The sequence below is a fragment of the Microbacterium schleiferi genome, assembly GCF_038150145.1.
Taxonomy (GTDB): domain Bacteria; phylum Actinomycetota; class Actinomycetes; order Actinomycetales; family Microbacteriaceae; genus Microbacterium; species Microbacterium schleiferi_B.
The window spans coordinates 241,894-265,842 of record NZ_JBBWSA010000006.1; the positions used below are offsets into that span (position 1 = coordinate 241,894).

Consider the following 23,949-nt stretch of genomic DNA (forward strand, 5'->3'; position numbering starts at 1 on the left):
TCAGCTCCCCGCCGGGGCAGACGCCGGCGCGTCGGGGCCCACGGAGGCAGGCGGCTTCGAGCGCGGCGGTTCTGCGATCAGCACCGAGATGTCTCCGGTTTTGGCCGAACGGGTGGATGCCGCATCCGCTGCGTCGATGAGCGCGCCGGCGTCATAGCCGAAGTCGTGAGTCACGGCGACGCCGATGCCGACGACCGGGACCACGGCGTCGGGGACGGTGCGCAGAGCTTCGAACACGGCTGTGGCGAGTCGGGATGCCTGCCGTCGCGCCTCGCTCGCGTCCCAGGATGTGTCGCACACCCACAACACCGTGGCGCCGTCATCGCCGATGACCGCGAGCGGTTCGACGGTGCGCCGCACGGCGTCGCGCGCAGCAACGGCGACGTGGCGTCCGACCTCGTTCCCGAAGGCCTTCGCGATGAACGGCAGGTCATCGATGCGCATCGCGATGACGCCGACCCCGATGCCCTTCTCTTCGGCGCGTTCGAGCACGTCAGTGACCGTCGCACGGAACTGCGGTTCGGTCAGGATGCGGTCGCTTCCGTCAACTGCGACGAGGTTGGTGTACCCCCGCATGCCCGCGCGGCCCGCACGCAGGATGGAGGTGACGATCGCCGCGGTGATCACGAGTGCGATCGTCACAAAGCTCGCTGGGATCGTGGAGAACCACGTCTGAAACACCGGATCGTCAGGCCCGCGCAGGAGGAAGACAAGGGCACGCGCGGCCGTATAGAGCGCCTCGATCACGAGCACGATGGCGAGGGCAATGGTCGTGCGGGTCTGCGCCAATCGACCGCGTGCGGTCTCCCATACGCCAAACGATGCCAGCACTGCCAGCGCGGCATACATCCAGACAACCCCTGCCCAGTCGCCGCCTTCCGGGCCTTCGACAACGACGGCGACGAACGCAACAGCCATACCGCCGCCGACCGTGCCGTAAGCCCAGCCGATGCGGTGTCCGTTGTAGCTGCGGCATCCGATCCAGATGAACCCCGTTGCTGCCACGAATGCCGCGTTTCCGGCAGCGATCGCGATCCATCCTCCCCCGGCTGCCCAGATCGCGTAGGCGATGGTGGTCAGGATGCCGGCGAGAAAGGCGATCGACCAGTGCCGGCCCGTCACCTCATCACGGCGAATGAGGGTTTCGGAGATGTAGATGATCCCGACGATCAGCACCACTGCCGCCGTCATGACGCTCACCGAGAAGAGGTCGAGGGTCATCCCGTTGCCTCCATGTCGGAGCGTCCCGCGGTCGTGACCGCACCCGACATGTCGAGTGCTTCTTCGGGGTCGATCGGTGGCAGCATGACATCGACCTTCGCGGGGAGACGGACCAGGAACGCCGACCCGACGCCCTGCTCGCTGCCCACGATGATCTCGCCGCCGTGCGCACGAACGATGTCGCGGCAGATCGCGAGGCCCAGGCCTGTGCCGCCGACGTCGGTTCGGGCCCGGAAGAAGCGCCGGAACAGACGATTCTGGTCATCCGGCGACAGTCCGATGCCGTCATCGCGGACGAGGAGATAGGACGCCACGTCATCGCCGTAGACGGCCAGCTGCACGGAGCCGCCTTCACGCCCGTACTTGATGGCGTTGCTGATGAGGTTGTCGGCGACCTGCCGCATCCGCGCCGGGTCGACGTACGCGTCGGTGGGCTGCACGTCGTCGGTGAAGATCGTGATCCGCCGCTCCAGCGCGCTCGGCTCCCACGCGGCTGCCGCCGCGAGCACCAGATGCTGCAGGTCGACGTTCTGGGGGGAGACCGTCACATCCACCGTCGACTTCGACGACGACGTCGCCGAGAGGATGTCGGAGATGATCTGGATCATCCGTTCCGCGTTCTGCGTGGCCACATCCAGGTCACCGCGGACCTTCTCGGGGATGCCGTCTGTCTCGAGGGCGAGATCGAGGTAGCCGATGATGGCGGTCAGCGGGGAGCGGAGTTCGTGCGAGACCGAGGCCACGACGTTGTCGCGGGCGCGCAGGGCGGTGCGTTCGGCGGTGACGTCGCGGGAGATCACGACGACTCCGGCATCCGCTCCCCGGGCATCGCGCAGGCGCCGCGCCGTCACGCTCAGCGCCCGACGCGTGGTGTCGGGCGCCCCGAACCACACGATCTGGTTGTCGAAGACCTCGCCCCGCTCCGCGCGTGCCACGGGCATCCGTTCCGGATCGAGCGGCGTCTGGCCGTCGGAGTCATACGGCGGCAGGCGATTGTGGCCGTCGGCGCTGACGAGTGCGTGCTGCATGCGCGCGTGCGCTTCGTTGGTGATGCTGATGCTGCCGTCGAGCGAGATCCGGATCACACCGAAATCGACCGAGTCCAGCACCTGGGTCACCAGTTGCTCTTGGTGCTGCGTGCGCTCCAGGCTCTGGCCCAGCACGAGCGCCTGCTTGTCCAGGAGCGAGCGTTGGGCGGCGAATCGGCGCACGCTGAGGTACGCGCCGGTGGAGACTGCCAGAACCACGATCGGCATGAGCAGCAGCGCGAAGCTGAACGCCGACTCGTTCCCCGAGACGATCACCCACCAGTACGCGACCCAGACGAAGAGGTTCGCTGCGACGTAGCCGGCCAAGCCCAGGGACGCCGAGAGCCACATGACGGGGAACAGCCACAGCAGCGCGAGTCCCGACTCGGGGAAGGCGACCCGCATCAGCATGATCGCAACGATGTCCAGCACCGGGATGACGCCGACTGCCCACGGGGAGAGCCGGTTCCAGGGAACGAGCATCGTCACGACCGCGAGGACGAACACCATCCCGACGCCGGTGAAGAACATCGTGAGGTCTCCGGGGATGCGGGCGATCACCGCGAAGGCCGTGACCGCCAACGCGACGACGGTGAGCATCAGTTGCTGCAGCACTGCCACGCGGGCCTGCGTCCCGTCGTGCTTCAGGGTCAGCTCCGCCGCGAGTGCACCCCACAGCGTGTTGCGTCGTCCAGAGCGGCTCTCGCCTCGGCGCACAGAGCTGGTGTCCACCTTCCCCATGAATGAACGTTATCGCGCGGGCGCGGGCACGAAGTCCTCCGCGCGCCGCTCGATCAGAAACCGAAGTCGCCGAAGTCCCCGAATCCACCGTCGGCGAAGCCCGCGTCCCCGCCTCCGGCGGCATCGCTCCACCCGGTATCGGCCCCGGTGTCGGCAGCGGTATCGGCGGGTGCGGCATCCGCGGCCCCCGCGTCGGCGGCGAACATGGGAGCCATGAACGCCGACACGAGCGCGGAGCCGATGACGTACCCCGCGACGGTGCCCAGCAGAGACGAGCCCACCATGGAGCCGAAAGTTGGGCCCTGGCGCTGGCCACCGAGAGTGCGCTCCATAGCGCCCGGGTTCATGTATTCCGCGCGGGTGGCGGCTCGGGCCATGTCGTTCGGGTCGGCTGACCGCGGCCGCTCGGATGCCGGGAGCGTCGCGGTCATGTCGGCCAGAACCTGCTGGCGCTGCGGCTCGGTGAGCTTCGCGAAAGCCTCGGCGTGGACCTGCTCGATCGTCTCGGGAGGTGCGGTGCGCAGCAGGTACCGGTAGCGCTCGATCGCGAGCTCGTCTTCGCTCTTGGGCGGCGTGGTGGACGGATAGCCGGCGGCGCGCGACGAGGCGGGCTGCTGGGCGTATGGCTGCCGGTGCTGGGGCTCGGTGCCGAAGAGTCGGTCAAGGAATCCCATGGTGTCCTCCGTGGTGTCGGGTTCGGGGACTCTTGACGTTATCGAGGGCAGCTTTGCGACCGCTGTGAGGTGGGGGGCGTCCTCACTCCGTGGGCGGAACCCCCGGTTCGCCGATCGAGAGCATGAGGCGGTTCGCCCAGTTGAAGAAGGCGCCCGACAGGATCGTGTCGAGCACTTCCAGGTCGTCGAGTCCGGCTGCCTCGAGGCCCGCGATCTCGTCGGCCCCGAACGTGGCGGGCGTGGCAGTGAGCGCGACCGTGGCGTCGACGATCGCGTCCCAGCGCGGGTCGATCCGCGTCGAGACACCCTCGTCGAGCAGACGCTGCACGTCTTCGCGCCTGCCGGAGTACTGCGTCGTAAACGCCGAGTGCACTGATGCGCAGTAGACGCAGCCGTTGACGCGGGATGCCGCGGTCGCGGCGAGCTCCCGTTCGGCACGTGGCAGCCCGGCATCCGTGTTCAAGAAGATGTCGAGGTCGGTCTTGGTGCGCTCGCGCAGGATGTCGGGGTCGCGCACGAGCAGCCGGAAGTACGGGTTCTTGACGCGCGAGCGCTGGACGAGCGCTTCGTAGTGGTGGTCGGTGACGTCGTCGATCGGCAGCGGCTCGACCCACGGCACCCAGTCGAGGGTGTCCTGCGTGAAACGAGTGGGTGCGACGAGATCGGCGGGGGCGGGGATGATGGCGCTCATCGGCCGGCTCCTTCCGTGACGGATGCGGCACGCGTCGCCTGCAGGGCAGTGAGCCCCGCGACGACCCGCAGCTGGAACGCGAGGAAGGCGACCAACTGAGACAGGGTGACGATGCCGGTGGCGCTCCACCCGGCATCCTCGAGGCGACGCAGGTCGTCGGGGGCGGCATCGCGCGGGTGCAGCGTCAGTAGATGTGCGTGTTCGAGGGCGGCGGCGAGTCGGTCGCCGAGCACGTAGCTGGCGGCGACGTCGGTGATCTCGAAGCGCGGGCCCGGGACGCTCTCGGGGGCGTTGTCGGCGGTGAAGTTCCCGTAGGGGCCGACGGGGGCAAGCTCCTGGGCGGATGCTGCGAGCTCGATGACGGTGGCGGCGATGCGCTCGTCGCCCTCCCCCTCGAGCCGCGCGCGGTAGTGGGCCACAGCGGATTCCTGCCGGTGCAAAGACGCGACGAACGTCGCGATCGCGGCGCGCTCCGGGATGCTCGCGTGCGACACATCCGCGGGCGCGAAGAGCGCGTCGTAGCTCCCCTGCGCATGCGTGCGCGATTCGGGACGGCGGGCCCGCAGCTCGTCGAGGGGGGAACCCGGCGCGATGCCCGCGAGGGTGTCGATGACGTCGGTGGTCGACATGCGTGTCCTTTCGTGCGGTCAGGCGGTAGTTTGGCCGAGGTAGGCCTCACGTACCTGCGGGTTGGCGATCAGTTCGGATGCGGCACCCTCGAGGCGCACGGTGCCCCCGGCGAGCACGTAGCCGCGATGGGCGATCGAGAGGGCGAGCTCTGCGGCCTGCTCGACCATGAAGACGGCGACGCCGCGCTCGGTGTTGATGCGCTGGATCGTGTCGAGCACCTGGTCAACGATGATCGGCGCGAGCCCCATGGTGGGTTCGTCCATGCAGATCAGGCGCGGGCGCGACATGAGGGCGCGCGCGAACGCGAGCATCTGCTGCTCGCCGCCCGACATCGTGCCGGCCTCCTGCGTGCGCCGCTCGGCGAGGCGCGGGAACAGGTCGTACTGGTTGTCGAGGTCTTCGCGCAGGGCGCGCGCGCCGCCGCGGCGGGTGTGGGCTCCGACGAGAAGGTTCTCTTCGATCGTCATCTCGGGAAAGACGCGGCGTGCCTCAGGCACGCTCGCGATCCCGGCACGCACGACATCGGCTGTCGTGTCGCCCAGGATGCTGCGTCCGTCGAACCGGATCTCGCCGCTGCGGGGCTTCACGAGGCGCAGGATCGTCTTCATCGTCGTGGACTTGCCCGAGGCGTTGCCGCCGAGCAGCGACACGATCTCGCCCTCGTGGATGCGGTAGCTGACGTCCTGCAGTGCGTGGAACTCGCCGTAGTAGACGTTGACGCTCTGTACGTCCAGGAGGGGCGCCGCCGACGGCGCGTTCTCGGCGCTCATCGCGCGTCTCCTTCCGTGGGCGGGGTCGGTTCGTCCCCGGTCTGCGCGGGTTCGACGGTGGTCGGGGCGGGATCCTCGATCGCGTCCTCGATGTGGTGCGTGCGGGCGACCACCGTGCCGCGGCGCGACCCGAGGTACGCGGCGATCACGGCGGGGTCGTTCTGCACCTGGTGCGGCGTTCCCTCCGCGATGATGCGGCCGCCGTCCATCACGATCACGCGGTCCGAGATCGTCATCACGAGCTCGAGCTTGTGCTCGACGACGACCATCGTCTGCCCCTGCGCCTTGAGCTCGAGCAGTTGGTGCATGACTTCCTTGGTCTCGGAGACGTTCATCCCGGCGGTCGGTTCGTCCAGCAGCAGCAGGCGAGGGTCGGATGCGAGGGCACGCGCGATCTCGGTGCGCCGACGGTTCGCGTACGACAGGGTCGCGGCGGGGTCGTTGCGGCGGGCGGTGAGCCGCGTCGCGAACCGTTCGAGCTGCGCCGTGACGCGGGCATCGAGGTCGGCAGCCTCGCGCCGCTGCGCAGGGGTGCCGACGATCGCGAGCACCGTCTCGACGATCAGCGCGATCCACCGCAGCACGGGGATGCGGCGCAGCCGCGGCAGCGGTGCGGATGCCCGCACGAGCGGGGTCTGACCGACGAGCACGTTCTCTTCGACGGTGGCGTTGCCGAAGACGCGGCCGTTCTGGAAGGTACGGCGCAGGCCGGCGCGGGCGATGACGTCGGGGGTGCGTCCCGCGATGTCGGTCGCGCCGAGCACGACGTTGCCGCGGTCGGGGCGCAGCTCACCCGAGAGCAGGTTGATCGTGGTCGTCTTGCCGGACCCGTTGGGTCCGATGATGCTGACGACCTCCCCGGGCGCGACGTGGAACGAGATCCCGTCGACGGCGGCGAGGGCACCGAACGACTTCGCGAGGTCGGTGACCCGCACGAGCGGTGTCGTGGCCGCGCTCATGCGCGGGTCTCCTCTCCCCCGTCGGTACCGGTTCGCTCGGCAGGGCCGGTTCGCTCGGCCGCGCCGGTTCGTGCGCGACCGGCGGGCGTGAGGGTTCCCACGAGCCCCGCGGATGCCGACTGCTCGGCGACCACCGGGGTGCCGGCATCCGCGCGACGAAAGAGCCGCGCGAACGGCAGCGGAAGCGTCCACATGCCCTGGGGGCGGAACCAGATCAGCAGCAACAACACGACGCCGTAGATGAGCAGCCGTGTCTCGCTCGCGACCCGGAACAGTTCGAGGCCGCCGACCAGAACGATCGAGCCGAGCACCGCTCCGAACGGGCGCAGCATGGAGCCCAGCACGGCGATGATGACGATCTGGAACGACAGGTTCGGGTTGAAGATCTTGGGCTCGACGAACCCGAATTGTGCCGCCCAGAACGCGCCGGCGACACCGGCGATGAACCCGCCGATCCCGAACGCGAGGGACTTGTACTGCGGGGTCGCGATTCCCGCGGATCGTGCGGCGACCTCGTCGTCGCGGATCGCGCGCCACGTCAGGCCCAGGTGCGATCGTCCGAGGCGGTGGACGAGCAGGATGAGCACGAGCAGGATGCCGAGGCCGAGCGCATAGAACTGGGTGGTCGAGGAGATCTGGATGCCGAAGATGTCGGGCAGGGGGATCTGCGCGATGCCGCTGCCGCCCCCGGTGATCGGGGTCGCGACCAGCAGCACGGCCGAAATGGCAGCGCCCGTGGCGAGGGTCGCGATGGCGGGATAGTGCCCCGACAACCGCCACGAGGGGGCGTTGAGCACGGCGATGAGCACGGCGGAGACGAGTCCCGCCAGGGGGGCGGCGACGAGGAACGGGAGCCCGGCATCCTTCGTCAGCATCGCCGCCGCATACGCTCCCAGGGCTACCGGTCCCGCCTGGCCGAGCGAGAGCTGCCCGGCAGCGCCGCCGATCACCGTCATCGACAGGGCGATCATCGCGAAGGCGAGGATCTGCACACCGATCTGCACGGCGTAGCCGTCGAAGACGCCCGGGATCGTCGGGATGAGCGCGAGTGCGATCAGCACCGCGACCTGCCAGCGCCGCATGACGACGGGACGAGCCTGGGCGAAGAAGGTCCCGGTGAGCGGTTCGCGGCGCACGGTCTTCTTGCCGAGGATGCCCTCGGGCCGGATCCAGAGGACGAGCAGCAACGCACCGAACGTGATGAGTTGGCGCGCCGAGTCGCCCCACAGGCCCACGCCGAAGGCTTCGGCGACACCGAGCACGAGGCCGCCGATGACGGCGCCCAGGAGCGACCCGAGTCCGCCGATCGCGGCTGCGGCGATACCGGCCAGGCCGATCTGGAAGCCCTGCGTCGGGGCGATCGTCGTGAAGTACGCGGCGACGAGCACTCCGGCGAGGCCGCCGAGGGCTGCCGAGACCATGAACGCGATCGACTGGACCCGCGCGACCGGCACTCCCATCTGCGCCGCCGCTTCACGGTCCTGCGAGGTCGCGCGGATCGCACGGCCGAGCTTGGAGTAGCGCAGGACGCCGGCGAGCACGAGCATGAGCGTCACGCTCGTGACCAGGATGACGACGTCGATGAGCCGCAGCGTGATGCCGCCGATCTGCCACGTGATGTCGGGAAGGCCCGAGTCGAAGCGGCGCACCTCGGGCCCGAAGACGATTTGGGTGAGGTTGTCGAGGATGATCATCACCGCGATCGTGGCGAGCACCGCCGCGATCGGCGCCTTGCCCGCGAAGGGGCGGACCGCGACGAGGTTGATGAGCCACCCGAGGGCCGCGGTGACGGCGATCGCCGCGAGGGCGCCGAGCCACAGCGGCATCCCGAGGTTCGACGTGACGACCCAGCCGACCATGGCTCCCACGGCGAACAGCGACCCGTGCGCGAAGTTCACGACGTTCGCGACGCCGATCACGAGCGAAAGGCCCAACGCCACCAGGGCGTAGGCGTTTCCGTTGATGAGGCCGGCGATGAGCAGGTCGAACACGGGGCTCCAGAGGTCGGGACGGGTCGGTGCGAGTCGGGAGGCGGATGCCGAAATGCGGACGACCGGATGACCGAGGCCCTAGTGCTTAGGGAGTAGGGCCCCGGTCATCCGGTGTGGGCTCAGCCGACCTGGTCGGTGAGCACGAACTGTCCGTCCTCGACGACCAGCCACTGGAAGCGCGGGCGGTCGATACGACGCTCGTCGTTGTAGGTGGCGGTGCCATAGATGATGGACGGGATATCGGTGCCGTCGCGCAGGGCGTTGCGGATGCCCTCACGGTCGAGGGTCTCGGCGTTCTCGGCCGCCCACGCCAGTTGCTTCAGACCGTCGTAGGCGTACGCGGCGAACAGGTTGGGCGCGTGCCCGAACTCCTCGGTGTAGGCGGTCACGAAGCTCTCGACCGCCGGGTCGTCGGACTCGGGGTAGAACGTCGTGTCGACGTACACACCCTCGGCGGCACCCTGGGCCAGATCGAGGAACTCGGCGGAGTAGTTGGACCCCACAGCGAGGAACGGAACGTCCAGGCCCGTCTGCTCGGCCTGCTGCACGAGGAGGGCGGTGGTGCCGTAGTACGTGTAGAAGATCACGACGTCGGGGGCCGCGTCGCGGGCCTGCACGAGCTGCGGGCGGAAGTCGGTCGAGGTCTCTTCGACGGGCGAGCTGTAGACGATCGTGTCGCCGTTCTGCTCAGCCTGATCCTGCAGCACCTCGAACGCCGTGTTGCCCCAGTCGGTGTTGAGGTAGAAGACGGCGATGTTCGAACCGATCTCGTGAGCGGCATCCTCGATGACCCGGGCCTCGACTGCCTGCGTGACGGACGGGCTGAAGATGTAGTCGCCGGTCGCGGTGAACTCGGGATGCGAGTTGGTGATGCCCAGCTGCAGCAGACCCGCGCGCTGGTAAATCGGGCTCGCGACCATCGAGGTGGCCGACGAGAAGTCACCCAGCACCGCGAGGACCGAGTCATCGCTGACGAAGCGCTGCGCGATCGTGGTGGCCTGGCTCGCCTCGCCCTGGCTGTCTTGGAAGTCGATCTGCACCTCGCGGCCGTTGACGCCGCCGGCGCCGTTGATCTCGTCGAGGGCGATCGCAAAGCCTTCCTGCCAGTTCTCGCCGTACTCGGCCTGGTTGCCGGTCAGGGGACCCGAGACGCCGAAGACGATCGGTTCGGTGCTGTCGGCATCCGTACCTCCGCTGCTGGAGGCGCAGCCTGCCGCGACGAGTGCTGTCGCGGTGAGGGCGGCGGCTGCCGCAAGGGTGCGCGTGCGCAGATTCATGCTGACTCCTGGTGAGAAGGGATGCTGTGGCGCCGTGGAATACGGACACTGCCGCTTTCGTCGTGAAGCGGCCTGGCTATCTTGCGCTCCGGCCGCCGAGATCACGCAGTCGGGCCGTCATGAAGCGAAGCATTTCGTCACATTCATCCGATTCGACTGTCACAGATCGCGCTTCATGCGGCGTCCAGACGACCGTTTGTGACAGCCGAATTCGCGTTTCGGCCCGGAGTTGCCTAGACACGAAGGTATGTCTGCCACCTCCGCGATCGCGCTCGTCGGCGGGGGGCCGCGCGGCGTCTCGCTGCTCGAGCGCGTCGTCTCGGCGCTCGCCGAGCGCGCGGACCCCGACGCGACCCGCATCGACGTGTACCTGATCGACGATGTCGAGGTGGGCGCGGGCCGAGTGTGGCGCACAGACCAGACGCGCGAGCTGTGCATGAACACCCTCGCCGATGCCGTGACACTCTTCACCGACGACTCGGTGCAGATGGTCGGCACCGTGCGACCCGGTCCGACGCTGTACGAGTGGGCGATCCTCGCTGCCCACGCCGAGGCGCCGGATGCGCGGACGGCCGAGATCGTGGCGGCCATTCCTGCGCCGCGTCGGGCGGGATTCGCCGAGGCGCCGGTGCGCGCCGGTTTCGCGTCGGACTACGCGGGCGAACTCGGGGCGCTGCGCCCAGAGTCGCATCCCAGCCGGTCGCTGTACGGCGAGTACATCGCCTGGGCGCTCGCGCGCGTCATCCGTGTGGCGCCGGACGGTGTCCGGGTGCACACGCGCACCGGGCGCGTGAGGGCGATCGTCGAACGCGGCGGACGTCAGGAGCTGCAGATCACGGATGCCGAGGGCGGCGCGACCGAGATCACCGTCGATGCCGTGGTGTTGGCGACAGGGTGGCTTGCGAACCTTCCCACCACCGAGGAGCGGCAGCTGTCGGCATCCGTCTCGGCTCGACCCGAGCTCGTGTGGGTGGCACCGGGGAACCCTGTCGACCAGGATCTCTCACGCGTGCCCGCGGGCGAAGACGTCATCATCCGGGGCCTCGGGATGGGATTCTTCGACACCGTCACACTGCTCACTCTCGGTCGCGGCGGACGGTTCGTCATGGATGCCGGCGCGGCGGGTGGTCTTCGGTACGAGGCGTCGGGCGCCGAGCCGATCCTGTGGGCGACCTCACCCCGGGGTGTGCCGTACCGCGCCAAGACGCTGTACGGGAGCCTGCCGCCGCGCGCACCGCAACGGCACCTGCGCGCCGTGCTCGATGCCGGGCTGTCGCGGCCGATCGACGTCGAGGGGCTCCTGTGGCCGGCGATCCGCAAGGACGCGTTCGAGGCGTACTACGAGACGCTGCACCGGACCCGTCCCGGGGCGCTGACCGGCTCGTGGGACCAGCTGCGGGCGGCGATCGCGGCGGATGCCGGTGACGCCGAGTCCCTGGCCGCGGCTGTCGCACCGTTCGTCGCCAACTCCTCGGATCTGTTCGATCTGAGCGCCGCACTCGACCCGTCCCGCCGATCCTTCGCGAATCGTGAGGAGTTCGACACCTGGGTCGCGGAGTTCCTCGCCGACGATCTGCGCGAAGCCGAACGCGGCGCCGACTCCCCGCTGAAGGCTGCCCTGTGGTCGATCGGGTCCGCCCGGCAGCCGGTGAGTCTCGCCGGAGCGTTCGGCGGCTTCGACGCAGCGACCCGGCGCGGAGCCTTCGGCCGCCTCCTCTCGATCGGCGGGATGTTCGGTTCCGGGCCTCCCGCGTTCCGAAACCGCCAGTTGCTGGCCCTGCACGCCGCCGGGATCGTGCGCTTTCTCGGGCCGCGCCCCGCGCTCACCTTCACCGACGACGGCTTCCGCGTGACGTCGGGGCAGATCCCGGACGCCGAGATCACCGCGCGCATCCTGATCGATGCGTGGATGCACATGCACGACGCCGGCGCCAGCGCCGATCCACTCGTGCGATCGTTGACGGATGCCGGACGCTTGCGCGTCTTCCAGGTCGCCGACAGCGACGGAGAGCTCGGAGCGACGGGCGGGATCGACATCGACCCCGCCACGGGCCTCCTCGTCCGCGCCGACGGTACGCTCGACCCCGCTGTCCACGTGGCCGGGATCCCCGTCGACGAGGTCGTGCACGACACGATCATCAGCCCCATGCCGGGCACGAATCCCACCATGCTGCGTGAAACCGACCGTGTCGCGCGCAGCGCCGTGCGGATCGCGCTGCACGCGGCATCCGTCTCACCCACCGTTCCGCTCGCAAGGAGTTCTGCATGAGCGCATCCGGTGTTCGTCCCCACGCCCTCGTCACCGGTGCCACCGGAGGCATGGGCGGAGCGATCGTGCGGGAGCTCTCGCGCACCCACGACGTGATCGCGGTCGGGCGCAGCGCCGATGCGCTGAGCGAGCTGGCTCGGCAGACCGGTGCCACGCCCTGGGTCCTCGACATCACGGATGCCGAAGCCCTCGCTGCCCGCACGGCAGAGCTCACACGCCTGGACGTTCTCGTGCACGGGGCTGCGATTGCCGCGGTCCACACGACCGAGACCGCAAGGCCCGAGGACTGGGAACGCCAGTTCGCCATCAACGTGTTCGCCCCGGCCGAGCTCACGCGTCAGGTGCTGCCGTTGCTGCGCGAGAGCCGGGGAACCGTGGTGTTCATCGGCTCGGGCGCCGGGACTCGCCCCGTTCCCGGTCACGCGATCTATACGGCATCCAAACACGCACTTCGGGGCTTTGCCGACGTGCTGCGCATCGACGAGCAGCGCCATCGCGTGCGGGTCGTGACGCTCGCCCCGGGCCAGACCGACACCGGGATGCTGCGCACGCAGTCGGCCGAAATGGGCACCCCGTACGAGCCCGAGCGTTACATCAAGCCGTCGTCGGTCGCGGCGACGGTCCGGTTCCTCGTGGATGCCTCCCCCGACGTCCACCTCACCGACATCGCCGTGCGCCCCCGGGTCGAGATCGCGCGCCTCTGACATCGCCGGCTCGGCGCGAGGAGGTGGCTAACTCCTCACCCGCGGGGCGGATTGCTGTGCGGCTGTGCGCAGCATCCGGTGCCTGCCGCCGTTCTCACTGAGTTGGCGACGGCCGACGACGGAGCCGAGCCGACACTAATCCCAAGGTCGGATGCCGCCCGGCTCTCTCGCCCGACCGGTTCGGCCCGGCACGCCGGTGTCGCTAACTCCTCATTTCCGGGCCGAGCCCGCGCGACGCCACGCCTGGCATCCGGCTCGCCCACCGTTCTTGCTGAGTTGGCCACAGCCGACGACGTGTACGGATGCCGTCACGAATCGAGAGGACGGATGTCGCGGCATCCCGCTAGCGTGTGCTCATGCCTGCACCGACGACGCACGCCGCCGACGCCCATGACCTCATCCGCGTGCACGGCGCGCGCGAGAACAACCTCAAGAACGTCGACGTCGAACTACCCAAGCGGCGTCTCACGGTGTTCACCGGAGTGAGCGGGTCAGGCAAAAGCTCGCTCGTGTTCGGGACGATCGCCGCCGAGTCGTCGCGGATGATCAACGAGACGTATTCGACGTTCATCCAGGCGTTCATGAACACGCCCCCGCGTCCGGATGTCGACGTGCTCGAGGGCCTCACGACCGCGATCATCGTCGACCAGGAGCGGATGGGCGCCAACGCCCGGTCGACCGTGGGAACGGCGACGGATGCCAACGCCCTCCTGCGGATCCTCTTCAGCCGCGTCGGCCAGCCGCACGTCGGCGGCCCGCAGGCGTTCTCGTTCAACGTCGCCTCGGTCAGCGGCAAGGGCGCTGTGACCAGCCATACCGCCGACGGCAAGAAGGTCGAACGGCGCAGCTTCACCGTCACCGGCGGAATGTGCCCGAACTGTGACGGCATGGGGCAGGTCAGCGACATCGATCTCGCGCAACTGTTCGACGAGACGAAGACGCTCGCCGCCGGGGCGCTCACGGTTCCCGAATACACGGCCGATGGCTGGTACGTGAAGATCTTCGGCGGAGTCGTGCCGATGGATGTGCCGATCAAGGACTTCACCGAGCAGCAACGGCACGACTTCCTCTACGGCGAGCCGCGCAAGATCAAGCTCGAGAACATCAACATGACCTACGAGGGTCTGGTGCCGAAGATCCAGAAGTCGTTCCTGTCGAAGGACGTCGACTCGATGCAGCCCCACATCCGCGCATTCGTCGAACGGGCTGTTGCGTTCCAGCCCTGCCCCGAGTGCGGCGGAACCCGCCTCAACGAGGGGGCGCGATCGTCGAAGATCGCAGGCAAGAGCATCGCGGATGCCTGCGCCATGCAGATCTCGGATCTTGCCGCCTGGGTGAAAGGGCTGGATGAACCGAGTGCCGCTCCCCTGCTGCGGAGCCTCGGCGTCCTCTTCGACTCGTTCGTCGACATCGGCCTCGGCTACCTCTCGCTCGATCGCGCATCGGGGACGCTCTCGGGCGGCGAGGCGCAGCGCACCAAGATGATCCGGCACCTCGGGTCTGCTCTCACCGACGTCACCTATGTCTTCGACGAGCCGACGGTGGGGCTGCACCCGCACGACATCCAGCGCATGAACCGCCTCCTCGAGCAGTTGCGCGACAAGGGCAACACGGTGCTCGTCGTCGAGCACAAGCCCGAAACGATCGCGATCGCCGACCATGTCGTCGACCTCGGGCCCGGCGCGGGATCGAGCGGCGGGCAGATCATGTTCGAGGGCACGGTCGAGGCGCTGCGGGCCTCGGGAACCCTCACGGGGCGGCACCTGGACGATCGGGCGCAGCTGAAGGCATCCGTCCGCCAGCCGTCGGGGGCGATCGAAGTGCGCGGCGCGAGCTCCCACAACCTGCAGGACGTGGATGTCGACATCCCGCTCGGCGTCTTGGTCGCCGTCACCGGGGTCGCGGGATCGGGCAAGAGCTCGCTGATCCACGGATCGGTTGCCGGCCGCGAGGGTGTCGTCGCGATCGATCAGGGCGCGATCAAGGGCTCGCGCCGCTCGAGCCCCGGTACCTACACGGGGATGCTCGAGCCGATCCGCAAGGCGTTCGCGAAGGCGAACGGCGTCAAGCCCGCGCTGTTCAGTGCGAACTCCGACGGCGCGTGCCCCGTGTGCAAGGGGTCGGGCGTCATCGTGACCCAGCTCGGACCCATGGAGCAGGTGGAGACCCCGTGCGACGTGTGTGAGGGCAAGGGCTTCGATGAGGCGGTTCTCGTCCATCTGTTGGGCGGCAAGAACATCGTCGAGGTGCTCGATATGTCGGCATCCGACGCTGCGGAGTTCTTCGGCTCGGGCGAGGCGAAGGTGCCGGCGGCGGCCTCGATCTTGAACCGGATGGTGGATGTCGGGCTCGGCTACATCCGGATCGGCCAGCCGCTGCCCACCCTCTCGGGCGGGGAGCGGCAGAGGCTGAAGCTCGCGGTGCACATGGGCGAGAAGGGCAGCGTCTACGTGCTCGATGAGCCGACGACGGGTCTGCACCTCGCCGACGTCGAGAACCTCTTGGGCCTGCTCGACCGGCTCGTCGACTCGGGGGTGTCGGTCATCGTCATCGAGCACCACCAGGCGGTCATGGCCCATGCGGACTGGATCATCGACCTCGGCCCGGGTGCCGGACACGACGGTGGCCGGGTCGTGTTCGAGGGCACGCCCGCCGACCTGGTCGCCGCCCGCTCGACGCTGACCGGCCAGCACCTCGCCGACTACGTCGGCGCCTGAGATCCGCCCGGTCGCTCCCCGGTCGTTGAGCGAGCGAAGCGAGACGAAACGCCCCCCGCCGCATCCCGGTCGCCTCCCCGCGACGTTCGCAGAATCGATGCGTTGATGCGTTGATGCGTTGATGCGCTGCTCGTAGAATGGCGCCATGCGCACGACTCTCGACATCGACGACACCGTGCTCCGTGCGGCACGCGCGCTTGCTGCACAGACCGATCAGTCGCTCGGTGCAGCTGTCTCGGAGCTGGCGCGACGCGGCCTCGGCGCAGAAGCCCCCCGTATTCCCCAGGGGTTTCCGACTCTTCCCCGGGCGGGCGGGAGTCACGTCATCACCGATGAGCTGGTCGCCGAACACCGCGACGACGTCGCATGACCATTCCGCTTGCCGTACCCGACGTGAACGTCCTGCTCGCGCTCATCTCCCCGGATCACGTCCGTTACCACGCTGCCCACGCGTGGTTCTCCGACACCACACAGTGGGCCACGACGCCCTACACCGAAGCAGGGCTGGTGAGGCTCGTGCTCAATCCGGTCGTCGTGGGCGCGACGTTCACCGCCGCAACTGCGCTCGAGGTCCTGCGAGGGCTGCGAGCCCTGCCGCTCCACCGATTCCTTGCGGATGACTCCAGCCTGGCAGCCCCCCATATCGATGTGGCGGCACTCGTCGGTCACCGACAGGTCACCGACTATCACCTCGTGAACCTCGTCGCCCGAAAAGGTGCGCAGCTGGCAACGTTTGACTCCCGATTGGTCGCTTCCCTCGCCCCCGAGGACCGCCGACACGTGACGATCATCCCGGCCTGACCGCCCCCGCCCGCCCGGTCCCCGCTCCCACCGCACCCCGCTCCCACCGCGCCCCGCTCCGCTCACTTGCCGCAACACGCCGCAACTGGCCCGCTGGCCCCACAGTTTGCGGCAAATGAATGTACCGTGGCCTCGCCCGCCGCCGCATCCGGCTCAGGCCTTGTCGGCGTCGGCCTTCTCGTAGGAGGCGACGAGCTCGAGTTCCTTCTGCTTCTTCGGGAGGAAGAACCAGACGACCGCGGCGCCGATGGCGATGGCGATCGCGCCGAAGGCGTAGGCCGCGATCGACCCGGTCTCCAGCGACTGGCGGGCGGCGGTCAGGATCTGGTCTTTGTACTGCGGGTACTGGTCGGCCACGTGCAGCGCCGACGCGTACGAGGCCTGCAGCGCCGCGACGACCTGGTCGCTGATGCTCGAGGCCTGCGAGGACTCGGAGATGAGCTTGCCGAAGTGGTGGGCGAAGCCGGCGGCGAGGATGGCGCCGAGTACGCCCTGCATGATCGATCCGCCGAGGTCTCGCTGCAGGTCGGCGGTGGCAGAGGCCATCCCGACGCGGCGCACCGGGGTCGATTCGGTGATCGCCCGGGATGCCGGGGTCATCGCGAACCCCGCGCCGATCCCGATCACGAGGTAGGCGATCGAGACGTACCAGAACGGGGTGGTCTCGTTCCAGAAGAGCATCGTGATGAACCCGAACAGCACGAACAGGTAGCCGATCATCATCGTGAAGCGCGATCCGCGGGTGAGGACGAGCTTCGCGGACTGCGGCGCGACCAGCAGCAGGCCGACACCGGCGGGCACGATCGAGAGGGAGGCATCCAGGGTGGAGTACCCGAGGATGTTCTGCTGGAACTGCTGCCCCACGAACATCGCACCCATGAGCGATCCGAAGACGATCATGCCGCCGGTCGCGGGCGCCCAGAACATCCGTCGACGCGCGACGCGCAGGTCGTAGAGGGGCGAGGATGCCGTCGCCTGCCGCCACCCGAACAGCCCCAGCAGCACCACGGCGGCGATCAGCAGGATGAGCCCGAACGTGGCGGTGTCGGGCACGAACACGGTCGAGAGCCCGAGCACTATCGATCCGATCATGAACACCGAGATCACACCGCCGAGGTGGTCGACCTTCTCGTTGTTCTCGGCGACGTGGCTGGGCACGAACATCCACACGAGGATGAATCCGGCGAGGGCGAAGGGGACGGCCAGCAGGAACGCGGAGCCCCACCAGAACCACAGCAGCAGTACGCCGGCGAGCACCGATCCGACGACGGTCGCGGTGGCGCTGACCGCCGACCACAGCGCGATCGCGAGGGTGCGCTGCTTGCCCGGTCCCCACAGGGCGGTGATGAGCGAGAGGGTCACGGGGTAGGCCATGCCGGCGGCGATGCCGGTGAGGATGCGCGCGACGATGAGCATCTCGACGGATGCCGAGAACGCGGCGACGAAGCTGATGACCACCGTGAGGCCGAGGCCGAGGACGAGCAGCTGCTTGCGTCCGTACCGGTCGGCGACGGCGCCGAGGTAGAGGACCGACATCGCGAGGCCCAGCGAGCAGCCGACGGCGACGAGGTTGAGCGCGGTCTGCCCGGCGCCGAACGCATCCCCGATGTCGGGGAGGGCGATGTTCGCGGCGGCGAGGTTGATGTTGCACACGAGGGCGCCGAGGATCAGCGCGGTCAGCACGAGCTTGGGGCGCGGCGGCGCGGCGGGGGTGGCGGGCACGGATGCTGCGGCGTCGGTCACGCGACAACACTAGCGATGCTCGGTCGGCGGCATCGGCATCCGTCGCCAACTCCTCAATACCGCGGCCCGGCACGGCATCCGGCGCGCAGGACTCCCGCGCCGCCCGCGGATGTGAGGAGTTGGCCACACGTACCGCAGGCCTCCTCGCGCGGAGGAACGTCGTCGGGACCTTACGGACGGGGACTCTGGTCGCGCATCCGCTCCGTCTGGTGTGCCCAGATCGCGATCTCGACGCGGTTGCGGGCACCGAGCTTGGTCATGAGGCTCGCGATGTGCGTCTTGACGGTGCTGAGGGTGATGTAGAGGTTCGTCGCGATCTCACTGTTGCTGAGCCCGCGCGCGACGTCGGCGAGCACCTGCTCCTCACGCTCGGTGAGCGGTTCGATCGGCTGCGGAACCGGCGACGGGGCGGCACCGCTGAAGGCGTGCAGCAGCCGCACTGTGACGTTGGGCGCGATCAGGGCGTCACCGTTCGCGGCGGCGCGGATCGCCTGGGCGAGCAGTTCTGACCCGGCATCCTTGAGGAGGAATCCCTTGGCTCCTGCCCGCAGCGCGTCGAACACGTATTCGTCGAGGTCGAAGGTGGTGATGATGACCACCGCCATCGGGTCCTGGATGTCGGGACCGGCGAGCATGCGGGTCGCCTGGATGCCGTCGAGGCCCGGCATCCGGATGTCGAAGAGGCACACGTCCGGACGCAGTCGGCGCGCCAGCGCGACAGCGTCGTTGCCGTCGGATGCCTGCCCGACGATCTCGATATCGGGCTGTGCGTCGAGGATCATGCTGAGCCCCGTGCGCACGAGCTCCTGATCGTCGGCGATGAGGACGCGGATGGTCACGGAGCCCATCCAACACGAGGGAGGGTCGCTGTCACAGTCCACCCGCCGTCCGGTCGCGGGCCGGCTTCGCAGGTGCCGCCCAGCAGGGCCGCGCGCTCGCTCATGCCGATGAGGCCGAAGCCGGGCGCGGGCGGCGCCGCCAGGTCGCCGTCGTTGACGACGCTCAGTCGCACACCGGTCTCGTCGGCCACGGCGACCACCTCGACCCGGGTCAGGTGACGGGCGTGACGGAGGGCGTTGGTCACTGACTCCTGCGCGATGCGGAACACCGCGGCGGCAACGGGCGGAGGGATGCTCACCTCGGGCTCGCTGACAGCGACCTCGACCACGACGCCGCCGGGCGTGGTGGTCGCGAGCTGTGCGATGTCGCCGAGGCCGGGACTCGGGGCGAGCTCGGCCGTCTCACCGTCTCGCAGCACGCGCACCATCGATCGCAGCTCGCGCAGGGTCTTGGCAGCCTCGGTCTCGATCACGCGGAGCGCGTCCTGCGCCGCGGACGGGTCGTGCGGTGCGACCGCTGTTCCCGCCTGCGCGCGGATCGCGATCGCCGTGACGTGGTGCGCGACGGTGTCGTGCAGGTCGCGTGCGAGCTGCTCCCGTTCGTGCATGCGGATGCGTTCCAGCAGGCGCAGACGGGCGCCGGCGCGGTAGCGAAACGCCATGCCGAGCAGGACCGACATGAGCAGGAGGGCGAATCCGCCGACCAGCTCGAGAAGTCCCCCGCCTCGCACGAAGGTGAGACTGAGGCTCGCGATCACGAGCACCGAGCCGATCACGAGGTCGCGCCCCGACGCCCAGCGGAACAGGGCGTAGACGATCACCATCAGGAACAGGCTGGTCGTGAGGCTCGCCACCGGAAGCACGATGTCGATCGGCAGTAGGACGATGCAGAGCATCCACAGCGGCTGAGTGCGGCGCCACAGCAGCGTCGGCGTGACCGCGAGGACCACCGCCGTCGACAGAAGTGGGTTCACGAGGTCGGGGGTGAACACGCCCTCCACGACCACGAGCACGGCGACGAGGGCGAACAGCACCCAGTCCCGCCATACCCGACGTGGCGGCGGCGGCACGGCGCTCGGCGCCTCCCAGGCTGAGCGCAAGAGCCCACTCACCGGGTCAGGATACAAGCGCACCACGCTCCGCCGCCCGCGACGTGGCGGCGACCCGGCGCCTGATGATGATCTCGGCCACGAGGCAGTTCAGCACGAACCCCGCGCCCACCACCCAGGTCTCACCGGATGCGTCGGGTTCGCCGAACGGAATCGTCCACAGGATCGAGACGAGCGCCTGCGTGCCGCCCGAGACGGCGATCGCGAAGGCGCGGGTTGACCACGAGCCGTGCGCGGTGAAGTCGCGGCGCAGGATGGCGATCGCCGACATCGTGAGGAACACGAGCATGACGGCGGAGAAGAACAGTCGCACCATCGCGAGCGGGAACTCCTCGTCGGGGCCGCCGAAGAAGACGGCGAGCCAGGCTCCCGACACCGCCGCCACGAATCCGAGCGGCAGCAGCACTCGGCCGGCGGTTCGATGCCACCGGCGCCGTGCCCGCAGCGCGGGCGAGAACTGGAAGGCACCGGCCACGCAGAACACGCTCATCGAGACGATGTGGGCGACCATCGCCACGGTGGATGCCCACGCGAGGGCATCGGCTGCGGGAGCACTGGCCTCACGCAGGCTGAGGGCGCCACCGATGATCGGAAGCGCGCTCAGCAGCAGCAGTCCGCTGATGGCGGGCCATCCGGACCTCGTTCGCGGCCGGGCATCCGGTGCCGCCGGCAGCGGCGGTGCGTCTTTCACGTGAGAAGGCATGACTCGATGCTCGCGTGGGTGCATCACCCGCACATCGGCCTCGGGTACGGACTGAGGACCGTACTTTCGGCCGATCAGATCGCGGCCTTCCGGCCGATGACGGATGCCGTGCACGCGGCGCATTCTCGATGTCATGCACACCACGACGACCATGCGCGCCGCCATGCAGCGCCAGTACGGTCCGCCTTCCGTCCTCGAAATCGCCGATGTCGAACCGCCGGTTCCTGGCCGCGGCGATGTGCTCGTGCGGGTGCGGGCGGCGTCGGTGCACCCCGGCGACTACTTCGTCATGACCGGCGAACCGTACATCGTGCGCCTCGCTTTCGGTCTGCGCCGGCCGCGCCATGCCATCCGCGGCATGGACCTTGCGGGCGTGGTCGCGGCGGTCGGTGAGGATGTCGAGGGCTTCGAGCCCGGCGACCTCGTGTTCGGGTGGTGCACGACCGGGTCACTTGCCGAATACGCCCGCGTTCCCGCGAAGAACCTCGCGCCCGTGCCCGAGAACTTGTCGCTCGCGGAGGCCGCCGCGGTGCCGACCTCCGGCATGACGGCGCTGCAGGCGATGCGGGATGTCGCGCGCGTGGCATCGGGACAGAAGGTGCTCATCGTCGGGGCATCCGGCGGCGTCGGGTCGTTCGCCGTGCAGATCGCCGCGTCCCTGGGTGCCGAGGTCACCGGCGTGTGCAGCGCCGGCAACGGGGAGCTTGTCGCCTCGCTCGGCGCCGACCACGTCATCGACTACGCGGCATCCGATTTCACCGCGCGGGAATCGCAGTACGACGTCATCCTCGACAATGTCGAGTCCCGTCCGCTCAGCGTCGTCCGTCGAGCCCTCACCCCCGCCGGCACCCTGATCCCCAACAGCGGGAAGGGCGGCCGCCTGCTCGGACCCATCGGACGAGTCATCCGCGCCCATGTGCTGTCCCTGTTCACCCGCCAGCGCCTGCGACCGTTCACCTCCGTCGGCACCCGAGAGGACCTGCTCACTCTGGCCGCGCTCGCCAGCAGCGGTCCGCTCACGCCGGTCATCGACCGCGTCTATCCGCTGGATGCCGCCGCCGATGCCCTTCGCCACGTCGCGACCGGGCATACGCGAGGAAAGGTCGTCGTCACGATCTGAGTTCGCTGACGGCATTCACACCGCGCATCGCGCACCCCGACCTGCCGCCGCCCTGGCGGATGGAACACCCCTGACACCGAGAAGGACCCATGACCACCTCACCCACCACGAAACCGCTCGCCACCGCGCTTGTCCCCGTGCAAGCCAAGCTCGCCGCCGCCTGGACGAGCTTCATGTTCCTGTACATCTACGTCGACTACTACCACCTCCACAAGCCGAACGTCATCGACAACATCCAGGCGGGTCTGGTCTTCGAGTTCCCGATCACACCGGCGCTGATGACCGGATTTCTCACGCTCACGGCGATCCCGTCGGTGATGGTCGTGCTCTCCGCGGTCCTTCCTGCCCGCGCGAACCGCATCACGAACCTTGTCGTGGGCGTTCTGTACGTCCCCGTCACGGTGTTCAACGCCGTCGGCGAGACCTGGGAGTGGGCGCCCTTCTATGTCATCTCGATCGGCATCGAGCTGGCGCTTCTGGCGTACATCCTGCGCTCGGTCTGGATGTGGCCGCGCACCGCCAGCCGACAGAACGCCCGCTCGTAACATCCCCCTTCCCCACCCTCTTCCTACGGAGCACCATGCACACCCGCACCCAACCGTTCACCCGCGCCGCGGTTCTCGCCGCCGCAGTCTTGCTTGTCGCACCGCTGTCGGCCTGCGGACAGATCCCGTTCTCAGGACCCATGACGACCCAGACGCGAGAGCTCGCCGAGGTGGATGCCGTGGACCTTCGCACCAGCGGCGATCTCACCATCACGATCGGCGAGGAGGAATCGCTGACGATCACCGCATCTGCTGTCGCGATCTCGGCGCTGACCTCCGACGTCGACGAGGGCACGCTGGTGCTGGACTACGGCGGCGGCGCGTTCGGCGTGAGCCGGATCAGCTATGACCTCACCGTGCGTTCCCTCGATCGTGTGCAGGTCAGCGGTTCGGGGAGCGTCTCGGGCGCCGGCGTGCTCGGACCTGAGGGGGTCGTCGAGATCACGGACTCCGGCAGCCTCGCGCTGACCGACACTCACACGCAGGACCTGACGGTGAGGATCGACGGATCGGGCAGCGTCACCCTCGACGGTTCGAGCGTGTCGCTCGACCTCACGATGGACGGGTCGGGTGACTTCTCGGGCGAGGATCTGCGCACCCAGAAGGCCTCAGCATCGATCGCGGGCAGCGGCTCCGCGTGGATGTTCGTCACCGACACCCTCCGTGCCAGCGTGAGCGGCAGCGGCGGACTCACCTATGCCGGCGATCCCACCCAGGTCGCGACGGATGTCACGGGCAGCGGCACAGTGGAGATCGCGGCGCCCCGGTAGCCCGCAGGGGCGGGGGGCGCGTCAGCCGGTGTAGACGTAGACGTTCTCGCTGATGGGGGTTGCCGTGGAGGGCACCTCGACGTCGTCGGAGTGCCAGCCGAACGTCCCCAGGTCTGCCCCCATCACCTCGCCGTTATGCGGTGCTCCGCAGCCTGCGACCCAGTGTTCTCCGTCAGCTGAGGCGGCGATCAGGCACACGTTTCCCATGGCGACCGTCTTGACCAGCCAGAGCGACACTCCCTCGTATGTGCCGGCAAGACGGGCGGAGTCCGGTTCCGGCTTCGCGTCGACGGAGGCGTCCTCACTCATCTGGTCGAGGATCGTCTGCGGCGGCTGGTCGGCGGCGGTGGCTTCTTGCTCGAAGATCGGGTAGTCCCGGTGGGCGGAGCTCGCGCCGGTGCATCCGGTGAATGCGAGAGCTGCGACCAGCGTTCCGGTTGTGGCGATCAGTGTGCGTCGTGTGAGTGGGCGCATCATCCAGTCTCACCACACAACGAGGCGGATGTCGAACCTCCACCGGGCGCGCCGATCACTGGGATGCTGGGGGCAGACCCCGCGACGAGAGGATCCGGCCATGCCACGTCCACCACGGATGCTGCTGCTCACGCTGGTGGCGGTGCTGGCTGCCCTGCCGGTGATCGTGACGG

At 68.9% G+C, this 23,949-nt stretch carries 22 protein-coding genes; 8 read left to right on the plus strand and 14 right to left on the minus strand.

Annotation, left to right across the window (positions count from 1 at the left end):
- The 9 genes from AADH62_RS09015 to AADH62_RS09055 form a co-directional block, all read right to left on the minus strand.
- Positions 1-1,221 carry a hypothetical protein gene (locus AADH62_RS09015; RefSeq protein WP_341579146.1) on the minus strand — a complete coding sequence of 407 codons (1,221 nt, stop codon included), beginning with the start codon at positions 1,219-1,221 and terminating at the stop codon, positions 1-3.
- A complete protein-coding gene (locus AADH62_RS09020) occupies positions 1,218-2,990 on the minus strand; it encodes a sensor histidine kinase (RefSeq protein ID WP_341579147.1) in 1,773 nt (590 codons plus the stop codon). Before AADH62_RS09020 ends, AADH62_RS09015 begins: the two co-directional genes overlap by 4 nt.
- Positions 2,991-3,043: 53 nt before the next feature.
- Complete coding sequence (locus AADH62_RS09025; protein ID WP_292729330.1) at positions 3,044-3,664, minus strand: hypothetical protein; 621 nt, start codon at positions 3,662-3,664, stop codon at positions 3,044-3,046.
- An 82-nt stretch (positions 3,665-3,746) separates the two neighbouring features.
- On the minus strand, positions 3,747-4,355 hold the full coding sequence (locus tag AADH62_RS09030; protein ID WP_341579150.1) for an alkylhydroperoxidase domain protein: 609 nt from the start codon (positions 4,353-4,355) through the stop codon (positions 3,747-3,749).
- Positions 4,352-4,984 (minus strand): CMD domain protein, encoded by a 633-nt coding sequence (locus AADH62_RS09035; RefSeq protein WP_292729323.1) that lies wholly within the window; start codon positions 4,982-4,984, stop codon positions 4,352-4,354. The genes AADH62_RS09030 and AADH62_RS09035 overlap by 4 nt, the downstream gene beginning before the upstream one ends.
- 18 nt (positions 4,985-5,002) lie before the next feature.
- Positions 5,003-5,755: an ABC transporter ATP-binding protein gene (locus AADH62_RS09040; protein WP_228179006.1), complete on the minus strand. Its 753-nt coding sequence runs from the start codon at positions 5,753-5,755 to the stop codon at positions 5,003-5,005.
- A complete protein-coding gene (locus tag AADH62_RS09045) occupies positions 5,752-6,714 on the minus strand; it encodes an ABC transporter ATP-binding protein (RefSeq protein ID WP_341579153.1) in 963 nt (320 codons plus the stop codon). Before AADH62_RS09045 ends, AADH62_RS09040 begins: the two co-directional genes overlap by 4 nt.
- Complete coding sequence (locus tag AADH62_RS09050; protein WP_341579155.1) at positions 6,711-8,705, minus strand: ABC transporter permease; 1,995 nt, start codon at positions 8,703-8,705, stop codon at positions 6,711-6,713. The genes AADH62_RS09045 and AADH62_RS09050 overlap by 4 nt, the downstream gene beginning before the upstream one ends.
- 119 nt (positions 8,706-8,824) lie before the next feature.
- Complete coding sequence (locus AADH62_RS09055) at positions 8,825-9,982, minus strand: ABC transporter substrate-binding protein (protein WP_341579157.1); 1,158 nt, start codon at positions 9,980-9,982, stop codon at positions 8,825-8,827.
- A gap of 247 nt (positions 9,983-10,229) precedes the next feature.
- Here AADH62_RS09055 and AADH62_RS09060 point away from each other — a divergent pair, with 247 nt between their 5' ends.
- The 5 genes from AADH62_RS09060 to AADH62_RS09080 all read left to right on the plus strand — a co-directional run bounded on the left by AADH62_RS09060 (position 10,230) and on the right by AADH62_RS09080 (position 16,473).
- Entirely contained in the window at positions 10,230-12,251 is a 2,022-nt protein-coding gene (locus AADH62_RS09060; protein ID WP_341579159.1) for an FAD/NAD(P)-binding protein, read from the plus strand.
- Entirely contained in the window at positions 12,248-12,955 is a 708-nt protein-coding gene (locus tag AADH62_RS09065) for an SDR family oxidoreductase (RefSeq protein ID WP_341579161.1), read from the plus strand. Before AADH62_RS09060 ends, AADH62_RS09065 begins: the two co-directional genes overlap by 4 nt.
- 356 nt (positions 12,956-13,311) lie before the next feature.
- Positions 13,312-15,672 (plus strand): excinuclease ABC subunit UvrA, encoded by a 2,361-nt coding sequence (locus tag AADH62_RS09070; RefSeq protein WP_341579162.1) that lies wholly within the window; start codon positions 13,312-13,314, stop codon positions 15,670-15,672.
- Between the two features lie 145 nt (positions 15,673-15,817).
- Positions 15,818-16,042: an antitoxin gene (locus tag AADH62_RS09075; RefSeq protein WP_228178998.1), complete on the plus strand. Its 225-nt coding sequence runs from the start codon at positions 15,818-15,820 to the stop codon at positions 16,040-16,042.
- Complete coding sequence (locus AADH62_RS09080) at positions 16,039-16,473, plus strand: TA system VapC family ribonuclease toxin (protein WP_341579164.1); 435 nt, start codon at positions 16,039-16,041, stop codon at positions 16,471-16,473. Before AADH62_RS09075 ends, AADH62_RS09080 begins: the two co-directional genes overlap by 4 nt.
- A 153-nt stretch (positions 16,474-16,626) precedes the next feature.
- On the opposite strand, the gene AADH62_RS09085 is transcribed toward AADH62_RS09080, so the two are convergent.
- From AADH62_RS09085 to AADH62_RS09100, 4 genes are all read right to left on the minus strand, one after another.
- Positions 16,627-18,216, minus strand: coding sequence for an MFS transporter (locus tag AADH62_RS09085; RefSeq protein ID WP_228178996.1), 1,590 nt, complete (start codon positions 18,214-18,216; stop codon positions 16,627-16,629).
- Positions 18,217-18,386: 170 nt separating this feature from the next.
- Positions 18,387-19,055 carry a response regulator transcription factor gene (locus AADH62_RS09090; protein ID WP_341579166.1) on the minus strand — a complete coding sequence of 223 codons (669 nt, stop codon included), beginning with the start codon at positions 19,053-19,055 and terminating at the stop codon, positions 18,387-18,389.
- Positions 19,052-20,167: a sensor histidine kinase gene (locus AADH62_RS09095; protein ID WP_341579167.1), complete on the minus strand. Its 1,116-nt coding sequence runs from the start codon at positions 20,165-20,167 to the stop codon at positions 19,052-19,054. Before AADH62_RS09095 ends, AADH62_RS09090 begins: the two co-directional genes overlap by 4 nt.
- Positions 20,168-20,171: 4 nt before the next feature.
- Complete coding sequence (locus tag AADH62_RS09100; RefSeq protein WP_341579168.1) at positions 20,172-20,867, minus strand: DUF2306 domain-containing protein; 696 nt, start codon at positions 20,865-20,867, stop codon at positions 20,172-20,174.
- A 133-nt stretch (positions 20,868-21,000) separates the two neighbouring features.
- Between AADH62_RS09100 and AADH62_RS09105 the strand changes: the two genes are divergently transcribed.
- The 3 genes from AADH62_RS09105 (at position 21,001) to AADH62_RS09115 (ending at position 23,302) form a co-directional block, all read left to right on the plus strand.
- Positions 21,001-21,987 (plus strand): NAD(P)-dependent alcohol dehydrogenase, encoded by a 987-nt coding sequence (locus AADH62_RS09105; protein ID WP_341579170.1) that lies wholly within the window; start codon positions 21,001-21,003, stop codon positions 21,985-21,987.
- Between the two features lie 89 nt (positions 21,988-22,076).
- Entirely contained in the window at positions 22,077-22,532 is a 456-nt protein-coding gene (locus tag AADH62_RS09110) for a DUF6326 family protein (RefSeq protein ID WP_341579172.1), read from the plus strand.
- 35 nt (positions 22,533-22,567) lie between these two features.
- Positions 22,568-23,302, plus strand: a complete 735-nt coding sequence (locus AADH62_RS09115; protein ID WP_341579173.1) for a GIN domain-containing protein — start codon at positions 22,568-22,570, stop codon at positions 23,300-23,302.
- Between the two features lie 21 nt (positions 23,303-23,323).
- On the opposite strand, the gene AADH62_RS09120 is transcribed toward AADH62_RS09115, so the two are convergent.
- The gene (locus AADH62_RS09120) at positions 23,324-23,779 is read right to left on the minus strand and encodes a hypothetical protein (RefSeq protein ID WP_341579175.1); all 456 of its coding nucleotides are present in this window, start codon (positions 23,777-23,779) and stop codon (positions 23,324-23,326) included.
- Positions 23,780-23,949: the final 170 nt, after the last annotated feature.

Excerpts from the sequence above, each read along its gene's own strand:
- AADH62_RS09110 (WP_341579172.1), top strand. The coding sequence starts at position 22,077 with ATGACCACCTCACCCACCACGAAACCGCTCGCCACCGCGCTTGTCCCC.
- AADH62_RS09100 (WP_341579168.1), bottom strand. The coding sequence starts at position 20,867 with ATGCCTTCTCACGTGAAAGACGCACCGCCGCTGCCGGCGGCACCGGAT.
- AADH62_RS09045 (WP_341579153.1), bottom strand. The coding sequence starts at position 6,714 with ATGAGCGCGGCCACGACACCGCTCGTGCGGGTCACCGACCTCGCGAAG.
- AADH62_RS09020 (WP_341579147.1), bottom strand. The coding sequence starts at position 2,990 with ATGGGGAAGGTGGACACCAGCTCTGTGCGCCGAGGCGAGAGCCGCTCT.
- AADH62_RS09055 (WP_341579157.1), bottom strand. The coding sequence starts at position 9,982 with ATGAATCTGCGCACGCGCACCCTTGCGGCAGCCGCCGCCCTCACCGCG.
- AADH62_RS09105 (WP_341579170.1), top strand. The coding sequence starts at position 21,001 with ATGCACACCACGACGACCATGCGCGCCGCCATGCAGCGCCAGTACGGT.
- AADH62_RS09035 (WP_292729323.1), bottom strand. The coding sequence starts at position 4,984 with ATGTCGACCACCGACGTCATCGACACCCTCGCGGGCATCGCGCCGGGT.
- AADH62_RS09025 (WP_292729330.1), bottom strand. The coding sequence starts at position 3,664 with ATGGGATTCCTTGACCGACTCTTCGGCACCGAGCCCCAGCACCGGCAG.
- AADH62_RS09015 (WP_341579146.1), bottom strand. The coding sequence starts at position 1,221 with ATGACCCTCGACCTCTTCTCGGTGAGCGTCATGACGGCGGCAGTGGTG.
- AADH62_RS09080 (WP_341579164.1), top strand. The coding sequence starts at position 16,039 with ATGACCATTCCGCTTGCCGTACCCGACGTGAACGTCCTGCTCGCGCTC.
- AADH62_RS09075 (WP_228178998.1), top strand. The coding sequence starts at position 15,818 with ATGCGCACGACTCTCGACATCGACGACACCGTGCTCCGTGCGGCACGC.
- AADH62_RS09120 (WP_341579175.1), bottom strand. The coding sequence starts at position 23,779 with ATGATGCGCCCACTCACACGACGCACACTGATCGCCACAACCGGAACG.
- AADH62_RS09065 (WP_341579161.1), top strand. The coding sequence starts at position 12,248 with ATGAGCGCATCCGGTGTTCGTCCCCACGCCCTCGTCACCGGTGCCACC.
- AADH62_RS09040 (WP_228179006.1), bottom strand. The coding sequence starts at position 5,755 with ATGAGCGCCGAGAACGCGCCGTCGGCGGCGCCCCTCCTGGACGTACAG.
- AADH62_RS09060 (WP_341579159.1), top strand. The coding sequence starts at position 10,230 with ATGTCTGCCACCTCCGCGATCGCGCTCGTCGGCGGGGGGCCGCGCGGC.
- AADH62_RS09030 (WP_341579150.1), bottom strand. The coding sequence starts at position 4,355 with ATGAGCGCCATCATCCCCGCCCCCGCCGATCTCGTCGCACCCACTCGT.
- AADH62_RS09115 (WP_341579173.1), top strand. The coding sequence starts at position 22,568 with ATGCACACCCGCACCCAACCGTTCACCCGCGCCGCGGTTCTCGCCGCC.
- AADH62_RS09070 (WP_341579162.1), top strand. The coding sequence starts at position 13,312 with ATGCCTGCACCGACGACGCACGCCGCCGACGCCCATGACCTCATCCGC.